The organism is Actinomadura sp. WMMA1423 (assembly GCF_006547145.1).
Lineage (GTDB): Bacteria > Actinomycetota > Actinomycetes > Streptosporangiales > Streptosporangiaceae > Spirillospora.
In genome coordinates, this window is sequence record NZ_CP041244.1 from 8,321,916 (window position 1) to 8,338,562 (window position 16,647).

The window sequence follows — 16,647 nt, forward strand, 5'->3', positions numbered from 1 at the left end:
GGTTCCCTTTCGTCTTCTCACATCTGCCAGGCATGTCGTTCATGCGAGGGGAATGCGGCGGGGACGGCGAACAGCCGGCCCAGCCCGGTGCGCGGCGGGAGCCCGTCAGGGCCGGACGCGAGCCGCAGCCCCTCCCACACGCTCACCTGGTTGGCGGTCAGCACCGGCTTGCCGACCCGCGCCTCCAGCTTGTCGAGCCAGGCCACGGTGTGCAGCGCGGTGTCGGGCACCAGCACGGCCTCGGCGTCGGGGTGGTCGTTGGCCGCGACGAACGCCAGCACCTCGTCGCGGCCGAGGGTGCCGACCTCGGCGGCGGTGACGATGCCCCGGCAGGACAGCGCCACCACCTCGATGCCCGCGTGGGCGAGGAACGCGACGAACCGCTCGGCGACGTCGGCCGGATAGGTCGCGGCGACCGCGACCCGGGTGACGCCGAGGGCCCGCGCCGCGTGCACGAACGCGAACGACGTGCTGGAGGCGGGCACGCCCGCCGCCTCGCGGACGCCCGCCACCTGCTGCGCGGCACCGTCCCAGCCGAAGACGAAGCTGCCGCTGGTGCACGCCCACACGGCGGCCTTCACGCCGTGCTCGCGCAGCGTGCGGGCGCCGTCTCCGAGCACGTCGGCGCCGCCGATGTCCAGCAGCGCGTCGACGCGGTGCGCGTCCTCGCGCATCAGCGTGTGCACGACCGGGAGGTGGACCTCCCCTAGGGCGCGCTCGATGGCGGGGTAGTCGTCCTCGGCGCTGTAGCCGGGGTAGAGGAACCCCGCGCGCAACCCGTTCTGGTGCATGTTGTCGACAATCCTACTCTCGGAGATCAGGGCGGCTAGGCCGCGGTGAAGGGAGCGAGCCTGACCAGGGACTGACCGGGACCGGACGCCGTGCGGCCCATCGCGCGCAGCGCCGAGCACATCGTCACCTGGTTGGCGGTGAGCACCGGCTTGCCGATCATCTGCTCGAGCGGCGCGATGATGTCGTAGGTCGGGACGTTGGTGCAGCTGATGAAGACCGCCTCGGCCTCGGGGTGGTCGACCGCCGACACCGCCGAGACGATCTCGCCGTAGCCGACCTTCCAGATGTGGCTGAGCAGCCCCAGCCCGACCGAGGCCACCACCTCGATGCCGTGCTCGCCGAGGAACGACACGAGCCGCTCGGTGACGGCGTCGATGTAGGGCGTGACGACCGCGATGCGCCGGGCGCCGAGCAGCCTCAGCGACTCCACCAGCGCGCCGGAGGTCGTCGTCGACACCGGCGCGCCGGCCTGGAGCATCGACTGGTGCAGCTGGATCTCGCCCGCCTTGCCGCGGATGAAGCTGCCCGACGCGCAGGCGTAGGCCACGGCGAGCGGCTCGGGAGCCAGGACGTCGCGCGTCGCCTGCCGGACGATCGACTGGTCCGACAGGGCGGAGGCCATCTCCACCGTGACCGGGACCGGCACGTACGGCAGCCGGGTCATGAACAGTGAGACGTCGTCGGGCGTCCAGCGCCACAGCTCCCTGTCGAGCGCGAAGTCGAACGGCGCGACCACCCCGATGCCGTGCTGGGCGAGCAGCTCTGGGCCGACGACCAGCGAGGGGTCGAATGTCATCTGCGCGGCCGTCACTCTAGGACTCTGCGCGCGCGTAGAGGAGGCGCTCGCCGACTCCGCCGGACCGCCACACGTCGTTGCACGCCTCGGCCATCCGGTCGAGGCCGTCGACGATCGTCGCGTAGACGTTCCCGGGCACCCAGCCGACGTCGCCGTTCAGCAGCAGGTTGTTGCGGCCGTAGAAGATCGCGAGATCGATCACGCCGGGCAGCGCGTGGATGTTCTTCTCCTCCTTGAACTTCCGGTCGAGCATCCCGCCGGGGAACGAGAAGTAGACGACGTCGCCCGGGATCGGGGTGACGGTCGGGTTCTCCAGGCCGATCTCCTCCTCGGAGAACCGTTCCACCATCGTGTAGACCTCGTTCCGGGCGTACTTGGCGTGGTACGCCTCGCCTCCGAGGGGTAGAGCGTTCCAGACCGCCTCGCAGGTCCGCGGGGCGTCCTTCTCGAGAAGCTCCGCGACGCACGAGACGCCGCGGCGCTCCAGCGTGATGGTCATGAGCTTGGACATGCTGACCTCCCCGTGAACAGGGGTGGGCGAGAGCGTCGCCACCCGAAGGACTCTCCATGTTCGTGGGAGTGCGTCCTCCCACACCCCCGGACGGGGGCTGTTAGAGCGCTCTGGGATCCGTCCTGGCCCTGCTGGGCAGCGGTTGCGACGGTCTTGCAGCACATATCCCATCGCGGTGACCGAGGCCGCAGTGCACCGCGTTGATTGTTGACAATCCTACGAACGCTTCCTAGCGTGTCAATGCCTCCCGCCGTTGCCTTCTCGTAAACTCCGCACACCCCGGAAGTGACTCCCATGGACGCTGCTCAGCCCGCATCCGGTAGCCCGCCTGACGTGGTGGTACTGGTGGGCGACGTCCATCCGCGCGGCATGGAGGAGGCGGAGCGCCTCGCGCGCGTCCGTTACGTGCGCGAAACAGAGTTGGCGGAGGCGCTTCCCGGGGCCGACATCCTGTTCATGTGGGACTTTCTCTCGGACGCCCTGGCGGGCGCCTGGCCGGCTTCCGGAGGCCCCGGGTGGGTCCATATCGCCAGCGCCGGGGTCGACCGGCTGATGTTCCCCGGCCTCACCCGCAGTGACACCATTGTCACCAACTCGCGCGGTGTCTTCGACGAGCCGATCGCAGAATACGTGCTCGGGCTCGTGCTGGCGTTCGCCAAGGACCTGCACACCACCTTCCGGCTCCAGGGCGAGCGGCGCTGGCGGCACCGCGAGACCGAGCGGATCACCGGCGCCCGCGCGCTGGTCGTCGGCACCGGGCCGATCGGCCGCGCGATCGGCCGCCGGCTGACGGCGGCGGGCCTCGCCGTCTCCGGGGTCGGGCGCACCGCCCGCGAAGGCGACCCCGACCTCGGCACCGTCCACCCGATGGACCGGCTGGGCGAGGCGCTCGCCGGCGCCGACTACGTCGTGCTCGCCGCGCCCCTCACCCCGCAGACCCGCGGCATGATCGACGCCGCCGCGCTGGAGCGGATGCGCCCGTCGGCGCGGTTGATCAACATCGGCCGCGGCGGCCTCGTGGCCGAGCCCGACCTCGTCGAGGCGCTGCGCGCGGGCCGGATCGCGGGCGCGGCGCTCGACGTCTTCGAGGACGAGCCGCTCCCGCCGTCCTCCCCGCTGTGGGACATGCCGGGCGTCGTCGTCTCCCCGCACATGTCCGGCGACGTGGTCGGCTGGCGCGACGAGCTGGTCCGGCTGTTCGTCGACAACCTCGGGCGCCGCGTGTCCGGCCGCCCGCTGCTCAACGTCGTCGACAAGGGCCTCGGCTATGTCGGCTCGGAGCCGGCCGGTCCGCGGGAGCGGACGGCATCACACCAGAGGGGGTAGCCATGGCCGATGCGGCCGATCTGACCGCGACCGAACTGCTCGCGGAGTACCGGGCCGGGGCGCTGTCCCCGGTCGAGGCCGTCGGCGCCGTCCTCGCCCGGATCGAGCGGGACGACCCGGAGCTCAACGCGTTCTGCCTCGTCGACGAGGAGACCACCCTCGGCATGGCGCGCGCGGCGGCGCAGCGATGGGGGCGCGGCGCGACGCTCGGGCCGCTGGACGGCGTGCCCGTCTCGATCAAGGACGTCCTGCTCACCCGCGGCTGGCCGACGCTGCGCGGCTCCAGGACGATCGACCCCGCCCGCCCGTGGGACGAGGACTCCCCGTCCGTGGCCCGCCTCCGCGAGCAGGGCGCGGTCTTCGTCGGCAAGACCACGACGCCGGAGTTCGCCTGGAAGGGCGTCACCGACAACCCGCTGACCGGCGTCACCCGCAACCCGTGGGACCCCTCCCGCACGCCGGGCGGCTCCAGCGGCGGCGCGGCGGCGGCCGTCGCGGCGGGCATGGCCCCGCTCGCCCTCGGCACCGACGGCGGCGGCTCGGTGCGGATCCCCGCCGCGTTCACCGGCACCTTCACGATCAAGCCGACCTACGGCCGCATCCCGCACTACCCGGCGAGCCCGTTCGGCACGCTCGCGCACATCGGCCCGATGACCAACACCGTCGCCGACGCGGCCCTGCTGCTCGACGCCGTCTGCGGCGCCGACGCCCGCGACTGGTCGGCGCTGCCGCCGCCGGACGTGGTGTTCGCCGAGACCGGCGCCGGCGGCCACGGCGACCTGACGGGCCTGCGCGTCGCGTTCAGTCCCGACCTCGGGTTCGCGAAGGTCGATCCGGAGGTCGCGGCGTCCGTCGCGGCCGCCGCCGAGGTCTTCGCGGAGCTGGGCGCCAAGGTCGAGCAGGCCGACCCGGGCTTCGGCGACCCGGTCGGGGAGTTCGAGGTCCTGTGGTTCGCGGGCGCCGCCAAGGTGGTCGAGCACCTGTCGCCCGAGGAGCGCGGGCTCCTCGACCCGGGCCTGCGGGAGATCTGCGACCAGGGCGCGCGGTACTCGGCGCAGGACTACCTGACGGCCACCGCCCGCCGCATGGAGCTGGGCCGCCGCATGGGCCTGTTCCACGAGCGCTACGACCTGCTGCTCACCCCGACGACGCCGATCGCGGCGTTCGAGGCGGGCCTCGAGGTCCCGCCGGGCTCGCCGTCCCCGCGCTGGACGGGGTGGACCCCGTTCACCTACCCGTTCAACATGACCCAGCAGCCCGCCGCGAGCCTGCCCTGCGGCTTCACCTCCGGCGGCCTGCCGGTCGGCCTCCAGGTCGTCGGCGCCCGGCACGCCGACGCCCTGGTGATGGCCGCGTGCGCCGCCTACGAGCGCGCCCGCCCGTGGACGCGCTTCACTCGAAGGTGATGACCGCCCGGCCCCGGTTGGTCCCCTCGTCCATCGCGGCGAGGACGCCCGGGGCCTCGTCCAGCGTGACGGGGTTGACCTCGGGCACGATCCCGTGCGCGACCGCGAACGCGAGGGTGTCGCGCAGGTCGTGCGGGGAACCCGACGGCACGCCCATCACCCGCAGCCGCCCGGTGACGAGGGCCGCGGGCGGCACGCTCACGTTCTCGGCGCCCATGCCGAGGTAGAGCAGGGTCCCGCCCGGGCGCAGGCCGCCGAACGCGGCGAGCCCGGTCGCGGTGTCGGGGGCGGTGTTGACCACGAGGTCGGCGCCGCCCCACGCCCGCAGGGCCTCGGCGGGGTCCTGCTCGGCGGTCGCGACGAACAGCTCGGCGCCGAGGCCGCGCGCCTCCCCCTCGGCGCGGCGCGACCGCGACACGACGGCGACGCGGGCGCCCATCGCGGTGGCGAAGCGCTGGGCCATCGTGCCGACGCCGCCGGTGCCGAGGACGGCCACCTTCGATCCGGCGGCAGCCCCGGCCAGCCGGAGCCCGTTGAACGCGGTGATGCCGGCGCACATCAGCGGCGCGCCCGCGACCGGGTCCAGGCCGTCCGGGAGCGGGGTGACGAACCCGGCCCGGCCGAGGAAGTACTCGGCGTACCCGCCGTCCCGGTTGACGCCGGTGATCTGCTTCGGCGCGCCCGTGCACAGGATCTGGTCGCCGCGGACGCACTCGTCGCAGTGGCCGCACGACCCGTACAGCCAGGCGGCGCCCACGGCGGTGCCGACCGCGGGCCAGTCGACGCCCTCGCCGAGCGCGGCGACGACGCCGCTGACCTCGTGGCCGGGGACGACGGGGAACGTCCCGAACGGGTAGTGGCCCCGCAGGTGGTTGACCTCGGAGAAGCACATCCCGCAGGCGGTGACCTTCACCAGGATCTCGCCCGGCCCGGGTTCGGGCGCCTCGCGCTCGATGATCTCCAGCGGCTTGCCCGTGGCGGTCAGAACGGCGCTGCGCACGGCGGCGCCCCCTCTCATGTGGTGGCGGGCCCGACGGCCCGTCGTAGCATCGGTATAACGCACACTATAGTCACGCTATACCGTCGAGCATAGCGCTGCTCGAAAAGTTCTGTAACATCGTTGTTGTGACTGCTCAGAAGGACCCCGACACGCGGGACCGCATCCTGCGCGCGGCCGCGCGGCTGCTCATGGAGGCCGGCGGCGAACCGGTGTCGACGCGGGCCGTGTGCACCGCCGCCGGGGTCGGGGCGCCCACGCTCTACCACCACTTCGGCGACAAGCGCGGCCTGTTCGACGCCGTCGCCGCCCACGGGTTCGAGGAGTACCTGGCGGGCAAGCGCGCGCAGGGCAGCACCGGCGATCCGGTCGAGGACCTGCGCCGCGGCTGGGACCTGCACATCGAGTACGCCGTCACCCATCCGGCGTTCTACACGCTGATGTACGGGACGCCCCGCACCCCGGCCGCCGCCGGGGAGGCGTACGGCATCCTGCTGGGCCTGGTCGAGGCGGTCGCGCGCGCGGGGCGCCTCCGCGTCCCGGTCGCCACCGCCGCCCGCATGATCCACGCCGCCGGGGTCGGGGTCGCCCTCACGCTGATCGCGAGCCCGTCCGCCGACGACCGGGACGCCTCGGTCCGCACGCGCGAGGCCGTCCTCGCCGCCGTGACCGCGGACGGCGGCGACCACGCGGACGCGCCGCTCGCGTCGCGCGCGGTGGCGCTGAAGGCGGCCCTCCAGGCGGCCCCGCCGACCGGGCTCACCGCCTCGGAGACGGCCCTGCTCGGCGAGTGGCTCGACCGCCTCGCTGACTAGGGGCCCGTCTCGAGTCACGACCCAGGTCGAAGCAGCCGACACCGTCCTTGCCGGCCGATCCCAGACCAGCCGGCACAAGACTCACAGGCCTGTCTCGAAGTGGCCGCAACCACGCGCGCGAACGCGTGACCTGGCCGGTGGAGCGAGGCCGGAGGCGAGCGGAGCCGGGCAGATCGCGAAGCGATGCCGCGTTCGCCCAGGCACGGTCACGTAGCGAGCCGCCAGGCGAGCGAAGTGGGCCGGGACTGAGTAAACAAGGCGTTCCGCAGGTCGATCTTCCCGCCGCCCCAGAACGCGAACGCGCTGAACCTGGGTGGGACGTTCCACACGCCCGCGCGGCGGAACCCGATCATGATCCCGATGCCGCTGCGCCAGGAGGGCGCGCCCGGCACCGGCCGCCAGCCGGCCCCGGTCGCCGGGGGCGCAGCCCGCTCCGGCGACGGCAGGTCGCGGGTGATCGGCTCCAGCTCCGCGTAGGTCTTGGCCGCGTACACCGCGTCGAGCCGCTCGTCCAGCTCGGCCAGCGTCAGCCGTCCCTCGCCGGCCGCGTCCCGCAGCAGGTTCGCGATCCGCTCGCGGTCGGCGTCACCGGCCCGCATCTCCGGCGCACCGGGCGTTCCGGGACGCTCGGGGAGGTTCGTCATGCCCGCAGCCTAGACCAGGACGGTGCCCCGCGCCGGTGCTCCGGCCCGCCCCGCGTCAGGGCCCGGCGGGCTCCAGGCGGATCACCACGGACTTGGACGTGGGGGTGTTGCTGATCTCGGCCGTGCTGTCCAGCGGGACCAGGACGTTCGCCTCCGGGAAGTAGGCCGCCGCGCAGCCCGGCGCGGTCGGGTAGGAGACGGCGCGGAAGGCGGGGGCGCGGCGCTCGGCGCCGTCCGGCCACTCGGAGACGAGGTCGACGAGCGCGCCGTCGGCGACGCCGAGGCGGGCCAGGTCGGCGGGGTTGACGAGCACGACGCGGCGGCCCGCCTTGATGCCGCGGTAGCGGTCGTCCAGGCCGTAGATCGTGGTGTTGTACTGGTCGTGGCTCCGGAGGGTCTGGAGCAGCAGCCGCCCCTCCGGGACCCGCAGGACCTCCAGCTCGTTCACCGTCAGGTTGGCCTTGCCGGTCGCGGTCGGGAACCGGCGCTCGTCGCGGGGCGCGTGCGGGAGCGTGAAGCCGCCGGGCTCGCGCAGCCGCGCGTTGAAGTCCTCGAAGCCGGGGACGACCCGGGAGACGTGGTCGCGGATCACGTCGTAGTCGCGCTCCATCGCCGCCCAGTCGGTGCCCGAGCCGGGAAGCGCGGCCCCGGCGAGCCGGCAGACGATCGAGACCTCCGACAGCAGGTGCTCGGACGCCGGTCCGAGCCGGCCGCGGGAGGCGTGCACCATTCCCATCGAGTCCTCGACGGAGACGAGTTGCGGCCCGGTCTCCCGGACGTCGCGCTCGGTGCGGCCGAGCGTCGGGAGGATCAGCGCCACCTCGCCGGTCACCGCGTGCGACCGGTTGAGCTTGGTGGACACGTGCGCGGTCAGCCGGCAGCGGCGCAGGGCCGCCTCCGTCACGGCGGAGTCGGGGGTGGCGCGGACGAAGTTGCCGCCCATGCCGAGGAGCACCTTCGCCCTGCCGTCGCGCATGGCGCGGATCGCCTCCACGGTGTCCAGGCCGTGCTCGCGGGGCGGCTCGAAGCCGAACTCGGCGGCGAGGGCGTCCAGGAAGGCGGGCTTCGGGCGCTCCCAGATGCCCATCGTCCGGTCGCCCTGGACGTTGGAGTGGCCGCGCACCGGGCAGACCCCCGCGCCGGGCCGGCCGATGTTGCCGCGCAGCAGCAGGAAGTTGACGATCTCGCGGATCGTCGGCACGGAGTTGCGGTGCTGGGTGAGGCCCATCGCCCAACAGACGATGATCCGCTCGGCGCCGAGGACGTCGCCCAGCACCGCCTCGATCTCCGCGCGGGCGAGGCCGGTCGCCTCCAGCACGTCGTCCCAGTCCAGCCCGAGGACGTGCTCGCGGAACGCCTCGAAGCCGTGCGCGTGGGCGTCGAGGAACTCCCGGTCGAGGGCGCCGGGCGCGCCCGACTCCAGCAGCATCCGGTTGAGCGCCTGGAACAGCGCGAGGTCGCCGTTCAGCCGGATCTGCAGGAAACGGTCGGCGAGCACCGTGCCCCGCCCGGCCAGCCCCGCCGGGCGCTGCGGGTTCTTGAACCGCATCAGCCCCGCCTCGGGCAGCGGGTTGACGGCGACGACTCGGGCGCCCTGCTTCTTGGCGCGTTCCAGCGCCGACAGCATCCGCGGGTGGTTGGTCCCCGGGTTCTGGCCGACGACGAAGATCAGGTCGGCCCGGTAGAGGTCCTCCAGCAGCACCGAGCCCTTGCCGATGCCGATCGTCTCGCTGAGCGCGGACCCCGACGACTCGTGGCACATGTTGCTGCAGTCGGGCAGGTTGTTCGTGCCGAACTCCCGCGCGAACAGCTGGTAGGCGAACGCGGCCTCGTTGCTCGTCCGGCCGGAGGTGTAGAAGACGGCCTCGTCCGGCGAGTCCAGGGCGTTCAGCTCCGACGCCAGCAGGCCGAACGCCTCGTCCCACGCCACCGGCTCGTAGTGCCGCGACCCGGCGCGCTTCACCATCGGCTCGGTGAGGCGCCCCTGCTGCCCGAGCCAGTGGTCGGACCGTCCGGCCAGTTCGTCGACGCTGTGCTCGGCGAAGAACTCCCGGGTCACGCGCCGGACCGTCGCCTCCTCGGCGACGGCCTTGGCGCCGTTCTCGCAGAACTCGGCGGCGTGCCGGTGGCCGCCCTCCGGCCAGGCGCAGCCGGGGCAGTCGAACCCCTGCTTCTGGTTGACGCGCAGCAGCGTCAGCGCCGTCCGCCGCACGCCCATCTGCTCGCGGGCGTGGCGCAGCGCGGCCGTCACGCCGGGAACGCCCGCGGCCCAGTCCTTCGGCGCGGAGACCTCGAGGCCGTCGTCGTCGAAGTCACCAGCGGGCGCCTTGCGCGTCATATGGGCACACATCCTCGTGGTCGGCCGAAACACCACTGTCGCACGCCGGCGCGGGACCGGCCATGTCACTGGGGCGGGCCTTCCGTCAGGTGGACGGTCCCCGCCATGCGCTCGCCCTGGCTCGTCGTCCACTCGATCCGGACGGCGTCGCCCGGATGGCGGGCCAGCATCAGGGTCGTGAGGGTGGACGGGGTGTCGACCGCGGCGTCACCGAAGGCGACGATGACGCCGCCGACCGGGACGCCGGCGGCCTCGGCAGGGGAGCCCGGCACGAGTTCGGCGACCAGCGCGCCGGGGGAGCGGCCGTTCGGGCGGACCTTGACGCCGAGCATCGCGGTCTTGCCGATGTGCACGGTCGAGGACGCCTCGCCGCGCTGGATCTGCCGGGCGATCTCCAGGGCGCGGTCGGAGGGGATGGCGTAACCGCGGTGCTCCTTGCGCTGGTCGGTGCCCTTCACCGCGATCCCGGCCGACGCCGCGGTGTTGATGCCGATGACCTTGCCGGAGGTGTCGAGCAGCGGTCCGCCGGAGTCGCCCGGCCTGATCGGCGTGTCCGTCTCGATCAGGCCGGTGAGCCGCTCGGAGGTGCCGTTGCTGTCGTCGCGCGCGGTGACGGACTGATCCAGCGCGGTGACCCGGCCGGTGACGACCGCGGGCGTGCCGCCCTTGCCGCCCGCGTTGCCGACGGCGGTGACCGTGTCGCCGACCGCGACGCCGTTCGCGGAAGTGAAAGCGGCGGCCTTCAGCCCGGTCGCGCCGGAGAGCCGGATCACCGCGATGTCGCCCGTCCGGTCGTAGCCGACGACCTGCGCGGTGTAGGTGCGGCGGTCGTCGACGTCGGTGCCCTTGATCGTGGTGGCGCCCTGGATGACGTGGTTGTTGGTCAGCACGAAGCCTGAGGGGGTGAGCACGATGCCGGTCCCGGCGGCGCGGGTGCCGTTCAGCGTCTGCTCGGTCTCGATGTTGACGACGCCGGGGCGGCGCCCGCTGGGCTTGGCGTGCTTGCTCTTGGCCGCCGTGGGGGCCGGCGGGACGTCCTGCGGGGCCCCGCTCTCCACGACCCGGCAGCCCGGGGCGAGCAGGGCGGGCAGCAGGGCCAGCAGCAACGGGACAGCGGCGCGGGCGCGCCCGCGCCCGGAATCCTCGCTCACCTCGAAGCCTCCTCCCGCAGGTTCCTCCCATGATTCCCGATTACGGGGGAATAGTCCGAAGCAGGAGGAGGCATCTGGGCCCCGGACGGGCCGGACGCGCCCGGACGGGCTCAGCGGGTGAAGTAGCGGCGGGGATTCTCCACGAGCATCTGGTCGATCTGCCCGTCGGTGACCCCGGCGTCGCGCAGCGCGGGCAGGACGTCCTCGTCGATGTGGCGGTAGTGCCAGTTCGGCTGCATCGCGGGCACCGTCGCCGGATCGGGGCCGAACCAGTCGATGAAGCAGGACGCGTCGTGGCTGAGGACCATCCGGTCGGCGTAGCCGCGCTCGCACAGGGCCGCGACGGTGGCGACCCGGTCGGAGGTCGGGTTGATGATGTCGAGGCCGAAGCGGTCCATGCCGAGGATCGCGCCGGTGTCGGCCAGTTCCATGAGGTAGTCGAGATCGTTGCTGTCGCCCGCGTGCCCCACGACGAGCTTGGCGAGGTCGACCCCCTCCTTGCCGAGCAGGTCCACGACCGTCCGGCCCGCGTGGATCGAGCTCTCGGTGTGCACGGTGACCGGCGCGCCCGTCTCGCGGTGCGTCGCCGCGACGGCCCGCAGCACCCGCTCGACGCCGGGCGTGAGCCCGGGGGCGTCCACGGCGCACTTGAGGAACGCGGCCCTGACCCCCGTCCCGGCGATGCCCTCGGTCAGGTCGCGGGTGAAGTCGGCGATCATGGGGTCCGGCCCCTCGTCCACCAGCGTGCCGGGGCCGCGGTGGTGGAACTGGAACGGCACGTCGTTGTAGGTGTAGAGGCCCGTCGCCACGATGATGTTGAGCTCCGGCACCGCCTCGTTGATCCGCTGGATCCGCGGGATGTAGCGGCCGAGGCCCCACACCGTGGGGTCGGCGATCGTGGTGACGCCGAGCCCGGCCAGCTCGCGCAGCTTGCCGACCGCGTCGGCGACCTTCTCCTCCTCGTCCCACCAGTCGCCCGCGCCGTAGTTCTGGACGTTCTCGGCGCCCAGCACGAAGACGTGCTCGTGCATCAGCGTGCGCCCGAGAGCGGTGGTGTCGACGGGACCGCGGACGGTTTCAACTGCGGGCATCGAATCTCCCTCTGGCGGTGCGTGGGCGGTGCGTCTGAGGCTGCGGTGCTCGTGGTACTGCGGTGCTCGTGATGCCGCGGTGCGCGGTGCGGCCGCGGGTGCATACTGGCACGGCGTGCATACCGACCGGTCGGTTTCTGGCAAGCTATGGCGCGGGACACACCGGAGTCAATGCCCGCCCGCGAAGGAGGTGCCCCAGGTGGCGCAGCCCGAATCGGTGCCGGAGTCCACGGCGCCCGTCCGGCAGAGCGCGGTCGAGCGGCGGATCCTGGACGCGGCGCTCCGGCTGTTCGCCGAGCGCGGCTTCGACGGGACGTCGGTGCAGAACATCGTGGCCGCCGCCGAGGTCACCAAGGGCGCGCTCTACCACTACTTCGACTCCAAGGACGACCTGCTCTACGAGATCTACCACTCGCTGATCGCCCGCCAGCTCGCCGACCTCGGCGCGGTGCTGGCGCGGGGCCTGCCGCCGCGCGAGGCCGTCCACGCGGTGCTGACCGGGCTGATCCGCAGCACCGCCGAGCACATCGACGAGGCGAAGGTGTTCGCCCGCGAGATGCACCGGCTGGACCACGCCCGGATGCGCTCGGTGCGCGCCGACCGCCGCCGCTACCACGTGACGTTCCGGGGCCTCATCGAGCAGGGCCAGCGGGACGGCGTGTTCGGCACCGGCACGCCCGCCGAGACCATCACGATCGTCGCGCTGGGCATGGTCAACCAGATGCCGGCCTGGTACCGCGCGAACGGCCCCAAGCCCGCCTCCCGCCTCGCCGACGAGGTCGCCGGGTTCATCCTCGGCGCCCTGGACCGCCCCGCACCCTGACACCACCGGCACGGACGTCAGAACGGGAGGCGCTCGGCGGCGGCGAGGGCCGCGCCCGCGATGGTGGCGACCGTCAGGACCGACAGGCCCGCCAGGACGGCCCAGCGGCCGACCTGGTACCCGGCTGGGACCCGGCCGGGGCCGCGGCCCCGCACCGGCCACGGGGTCCGCAGCGGCGCCGTGCCCGGGGGCTCCGGCGGGACGTCGGAGGGCGGGCGGCCGCCGTCCGCCGCGCCGGCGGGCAGCCCGGTCACCCAGCCGAGCAGGTCGGCGACGTCGGCGGGCTCGGTGCCGAGGCCGGAGGCGAAGTAGCGCACCTGGGCGGCGACCTGGTCGAGCGTGCGGACGGTGTTGCCGAGCCCGACGCGGTCGAGCCACTCGCGCGGGTCGGCGCCGGGGTCCAGGCCGCGGCCGATCTCCGTCCGCACCAGCAGGTCGGTCTTGGTGAGGACGACGGCGACGCGCTTCTGCCGCCCCTGGTCGGGACGCGAGCGCAGCTCGTTCAGGACCCGCTGCAGGGTGTCGGCCGGGTCCTCCTCCGACGACGCGGCGGCCTCGTCCACGAACTCCTGCTCCTCCCCGGTCAGCGAGCGGCGCAGCTGGGGGAGCGCGAACGGGTCCACGACGAACAGCAGCGCCTCGCTGTGGTCGAGGTAGCGCAGCGACTCGACCTCCGTCGCGCCCGTGTAGTGCTCGCCCGCGGGGTCGAACAGGTAGAGGATGCGCCGCGCGCGCCCCGGCAGCTCCACGTCGACCATGGTGGCCAGGGGCAGCTCCGGGCCGGTCTTGGCGAGGCGCCCGCCGCGCTGGAACTCCCGCAGCGCGCCCGCGTACGCCTGCGCGTGCCGCGGCTCGACGAACGACAGCCGCCCGTGGACGGCGCGGGTCCGCGCGTGCAGGGCCCGGATGCCGAGGACCATGAACGTGGTCTTGCCGGCGGCGGGCCCGCCCACGAACGGCAGGGGCTCCACGCGGACGCGCCCGATGCGCTCGGGCAGCCGCCCGCCGCAGTGCGGGCAGTACGCGGCCAGGCGGAAGCGCCCGAGCGGGACGGTCGTGGGCAGCCGCGCCCCGCAGCGGCACACGTGCCGGAACGCGCCGCCCGCCCCCGGCGAGAGGCGCCGGTGCCGCGCGCCGCAGTTCGGGCACGCGTACTCCGGCAGCCCGATGCGCTCGTAGCAGAAGGGGTGCGGGCAGGTCTGCAGGATGCGGGCGTACCCCATGAAGACGCGCTCGACCGCCGCCAGGACCAGCACGCACGCCAGCCACACCGCCAGCCCGACCGCCGCGACCAGCCCGTACAGGACGGTCAGCGCCAGGACGAACACCGACGCGGGGACGGCGGCGGCGACGATGCCCGCGCACAGCGCCAGCCAGACGGGGAAGGCGAAGAACCCCCACGGGCCGCCGAGGAGCGTCCGCGTCAGGACCAGCACGACGCCGCGGGCCGTCCGGTACACCTGCGGGACGACCGTGCGGCTGATCGTCCACCAGTCGCGCCACACCTGGCCGAGCAGGTAGTGCCGGTAGGCGGTCTCGGGCGCCGCGACCGGCGAGGGCCCCTCCAGCGTGGACGGCGCGAGCGTCCGGCACGCGTGCAGGCAGTACACGCCGAGCGCGGCGGCGCCCGCGACGACCAGCGTCGCGGCGAACAGCACGGGGAACACGTACATGAACCCGAGCCACATGGCGCCGAGCCACACGGCGATCAGCAGCAGCACGAGGACGGGGTTCACGTCGCGTCCTCCGCGAGGAGGTCCCGCAGCTCGGCGCGCAGCTCAGGGCGGCTCGCCAGATGCGCGTCGAGCTGCTTGGCGGCGAGCCACCGCCGGGCCGCCGCCCGCGCCCACGACTCCAGCGCCGGCTCGCCCGCGCCGAGCCGGCGCAGCCGCAGCACCACCTCGACCAGCTCGTTGCGCCGCTCGACCTCCTGGCCGCGCAGCGGGGCGTGGCCGGCGCGGACGCGGCCCGGAAGCTCGCCCGTCCACCGCGCGGCGAGCCGCGCCCGGACGGGCGCCGGCACGGCCGCCAGCAGCTCCGCCCGGAACCCGGGCGGGCGCGGCGACAGCCTCAGCGCCGCGTCGGCGAACGCCTCCCGGGCGAGCCGCTCGGTGGCGCCCTGCGCGTCGGCGAGGCTCTCCAGCGCCCGCGCGGCCCGCGGCGGGTCCGCGGTGATGGCCATCCCGTAGGCCTGGACGAGGGCGGCGTCGCGCCCGGCGCGCCCGTCCGGCGCCAGCGCGCGGACCCGCTCGGCGAGCCGCAGCGCCGCCGGCTCGGCCAGGCCGTCGCCTCCGGGGCCCGCGAGCCGCGCGAAGGTCCGGGACGGCAGCTCGGCCAGCGCGGCGGGCGGCGGTTCGGCCCCCCAGGCGTCCAGCAGTTCGAGGCACTCGGCCGCGGACGGGGGCGCCGCCCAGACCTCCCGCACCGCCGCGTCGACGGCGCCGGGCTCGCAGCCGTCCAGCCGCAGCAGCTCGGCCGTCACCGCGATCCGGCGGCCGGCGCGCCTCCGCCCGACCGACGCCAGTACGGGGACCGCGACCCCGGGCGCCGCGCGCAGCCGTTCGGCGTGCGCGTAGAGCAGGTCGCAGTTGTCGGGCGTGAGGGCGGCCGCGCGCTCACCGGAACCGGCGAGCCCGGCGACGATCCCGTCCAGCAGCGCGTCCCGCAGCCCGGCGGGGCAGCCGGTGAGCGCCTCCGCCAGCTCGGCCGGGCCGCCCCGGACGCAGCGCGCCGCCGACGCCGCGACCTCGCCGGGATCGACACCGGCCCCGGCCCGTTCCGCCACACTCGCCGCCCCCGCGACCTCCGCCAGGCGGGACGCCCCGGCGAGCGCCTCGGAGACCAGCCCGCCGACGCGCAGCGCGCACCGGGCGGCGAGGTCCGCCGCCCCCGACTCCCGCGCCCGCGCGTGCACGGCGAGCGTGAGGTCCAGGCCCATGGACGGGACGCCCGCGACGAGATCGCGCCACACCCACGCCGGGAGGCCGGTTCCGCGCCGCGCCAGCAGCTCCGCCGCCGCGCCCTCCTCGCCGGCGGTGACGGTCGCGTCGCCCCGGGACAGCGCCAGCAGCGCGGCGGCCCCCTCCCGCGCGGGGTCGTCCGGCGGCGCCAGCTCCGCGAGGGCGTCCAGGCCGCCGAGGTCGCGGTCGCGCCAGCAGCCGGCGACGGTCCTGGCGAAGCGGCTGGCCCGGCCCTCGGGAGCGCCGCGCCGCAGGTCGAACACCGACGCGTGCGAGGCGCGGTTCTGGGCGGTGGCCCACACGGCGGGCGTCGTGCCGACCAGGCGCTGCGCCGCGCCGTCGGGGTCGGCGGTGTAGGTGGTGAACGACAGCCGCGCCGCCGCCGCGACCGGCAGCGAGTACGACACGACCGCGATCCAGCGGGCGATCAGCTCGACGTCGTCGGCGATGAGGACGACGCGGCCGTGCCCCCTGCCCAGCACGCCCGCGACGGCGTCCACGAGATGGGCGAGCAGCGCGTACGGGTCGCCGGGCCCGGCTGAGGCGAGCCAGCCCGCGAGGGCCTCCGGGTCGAGCGCGGCGCCCGGGGTCAGCTCCTCCACCGGTTCGAGCACGCCTCCCGGGGCGGGCAGCGGCGTCCAGTGCGCGGCCTGCCACAGCTCGGCGGGACGCAGCCCCTCCAGCTCCTCCGGCTCGGCGACCACCGCGTGCGCGAAGAAGTTGCCGTAGCGGCCCGAGTAGTCGCGGCCGAGGTAGCGGCAGCGCAGCAGCAGGGGGCGCCCGTCGACCTCGTCGTACAGCAGCGACACCGGGAACAGCTCCAGCTCCGCGTCGCCCGGGGACAGCGGCGCGTCCGGCGGCGGGCGGTACGACAGGTACGGCGTCACCGCGGCGCGCGTCCCGTCGGGCAGGCCGGGCGTCTCGGCGACGAACTGGAACCCGGCCCGGCCGGTGGGCCCCCGCCGCGCGGAGGTGTAGTGCAGCTGCCAGGCCACCG

The 16,647-nt window shown here is 74.6% G+C and carries 14 protein-coding genes; 4 read left to right on the plus strand and 10 right to left on the minus strand.

Annotated elements, in window-relative coordinates; genetic code table 11:
- Nucleotides 1–17 precede the first annotated feature (17 nt).
- From FKD65_RS38530 to FKD65_RS38540, 3 genes are read right to left on the minus strand one after another with little or no spacing between them, the layout of a single operon-like run.
- Nucleotides 18–791: an aspartate/glutamate racemase family protein gene (locus FKD65_RS38530; RefSeq protein WP_141584212.1), complete on the minus strand. Its 774-nt coding sequence runs from the start codon at nucleotides 789–791 to the stop codon at nucleotides 18–20.
- A 35-nt stretch (nucleotides 792–826) separates the two neighbouring features.
- Complete coding sequence (locus FKD65_RS38535; protein ID WP_141587346.1) at nucleotides 827–1,588, minus strand: Asp/Glu racemase; 762 nt, start codon at nucleotides 1,586–1,588, stop codon at nucleotides 827–829.
- A 16-nt stretch (nucleotides 1,589–1,604) separates the two neighbouring features.
- Nucleotides 1,605–2,087 carry a DUF3830 family protein gene (locus FKD65_RS38540; RefSeq protein WP_141587347.1) on the minus strand — a complete coding sequence of 161 codons (483 nt, stop codon included), beginning with the start codon at nucleotides 2,085–2,087 and terminating at the stop codon, nucleotides 1,605–1,607.
- 306 nt (nucleotides 2,088–2,393) lie between these two features.
- Between FKD65_RS38540 and FKD65_RS38545 the strand changes: the two genes are divergently transcribed.
- Nucleotides 2,394–3,425 (plus strand): D-2-hydroxyacid dehydrogenase, encoded by a 1,032-nt coding sequence (locus tag FKD65_RS38545; protein WP_141584214.1) that lies wholly within the window; start codon nucleotides 2,394–2,396, stop codon nucleotides 3,423–3,425.
- A gap of 2 nt (nucleotides 3,426–3,427) precedes the next feature.
- A complete protein-coding gene (locus tag FKD65_RS38550; protein ID WP_141584216.1) occupies nucleotides 3,428–4,831 on the plus strand; it encodes an amidase in 1,404 nt (467 codons plus the stop codon).
- Here FKD65_RS38550 and FKD65_RS38555 read toward each other — a convergent pair.
- Nucleotides 4,818–5,831 carry an alcohol dehydrogenase catalytic domain-containing protein gene (locus FKD65_RS38555; RefSeq protein WP_141584219.1) on the minus strand — a complete coding sequence of 338 codons (1,014 nt, stop codon included), beginning with the start codon at nucleotides 5,829–5,831 and terminating at the stop codon, nucleotides 4,818–4,820. The two genes, FKD65_RS38550 and FKD65_RS38555, sit on opposite strands and share 14 nt — an antisense overlap.
- A gap of 125 nt (nucleotides 5,832–5,956) precedes the next feature.
- Between FKD65_RS38555 and FKD65_RS38560 the strand changes: the two genes are divergently transcribed.
- A complete protein-coding gene (locus FKD65_RS38560; RefSeq protein WP_141584221.1) occupies nucleotides 5,957–6,643 on the plus strand; it encodes a TetR/AcrR family transcriptional regulator in 687 nt (228 codons plus the stop codon).
- A 206-nt stretch (nucleotides 6,644–6,849) separates the two neighbouring features.
- Here the strand turns inward: FKD65_RS38560 and FKD65_RS38565 are convergent, their stop codons facing one another.
- From FKD65_RS38565 to FKD65_RS38580, 4 genes are all read right to left on the minus strand, one after another.
- Nucleotides 6,850–7,287, minus strand: coding sequence for a DUF1707 domain-containing protein (locus tag FKD65_RS38565; RefSeq protein WP_240809811.1), 438 nt, complete (start codon nucleotides 7,285–7,287; stop codon nucleotides 6,850–6,852).
- Between the two features lie 55 nt (nucleotides 7,288–7,342).
- Nucleotides 7,343–9,625 (minus strand): FdhF/YdeP family oxidoreductase, encoded by a 2,283-nt coding sequence (locus FKD65_RS38570; protein ID WP_141584224.1) that lies wholly within the window; start codon nucleotides 9,623–9,625, stop codon nucleotides 7,343–7,345.
- Between the two features lie 65 nt (nucleotides 9,626–9,690).
- Nucleotides 9,691–10,776 (minus strand): S1C family serine protease, encoded by a 1,086-nt coding sequence (locus tag FKD65_RS38575; protein ID WP_141584226.1) that lies wholly within the window; start codon nucleotides 10,774–10,776, stop codon nucleotides 9,691–9,693.
- Between the two features lie 110 nt (nucleotides 10,777–10,886).
- On the minus strand, nucleotides 10,887–11,867 hold the full coding sequence (locus FKD65_RS38580) for a phosphotriesterase (protein WP_141584228.1): 981 nt from the start codon (nucleotides 11,865–11,867) through the stop codon (nucleotides 10,887–10,889).
- A gap of 199 nt (nucleotides 11,868–12,066) precedes the next feature.
- Here FKD65_RS38580 and FKD65_RS38585 point away from each other — a divergent pair, with 199 nt between their 5' ends.
- Nucleotides 12,067–12,690 carry a TetR/AcrR family transcriptional regulator gene (locus FKD65_RS38585; RefSeq protein WP_240809812.1) on the plus strand — a complete coding sequence of 208 codons (624 nt, stop codon included), beginning with the start codon at nucleotides 12,067–12,069 and terminating at the stop codon, nucleotides 12,688–12,690.
- 17 nt (nucleotides 12,691–12,707) lie between these two features.
- Here the strand turns inward: FKD65_RS38585 and FKD65_RS38590 are convergent, their stop codons facing one another.
- Both FKD65_RS38590 and FKD65_RS38595 read right to left on the minus strand, forming a co-directional pair.
- On the minus strand, nucleotides 12,708–14,426 hold the full coding sequence (locus tag FKD65_RS38590) for a hypothetical protein (RefSeq protein WP_141584230.1): 1,719 nt from the start codon (nucleotides 14,424–14,426) through the stop codon (nucleotides 12,708–12,710).
- On the minus strand, nucleotides 14,423–16,645 hold the full coding sequence (locus FKD65_RS38595; RefSeq protein WP_141584232.1) for a hypothetical protein: 2,223 nt from the start codon (nucleotides 16,643–16,645) through the stop codon (nucleotides 14,423–14,425). Before FKD65_RS38595 ends, FKD65_RS38590 begins: the two co-directional genes overlap by 4 nt.
- Nucleotides 16,646–16,647: the final 2 nt, after the last annotated feature.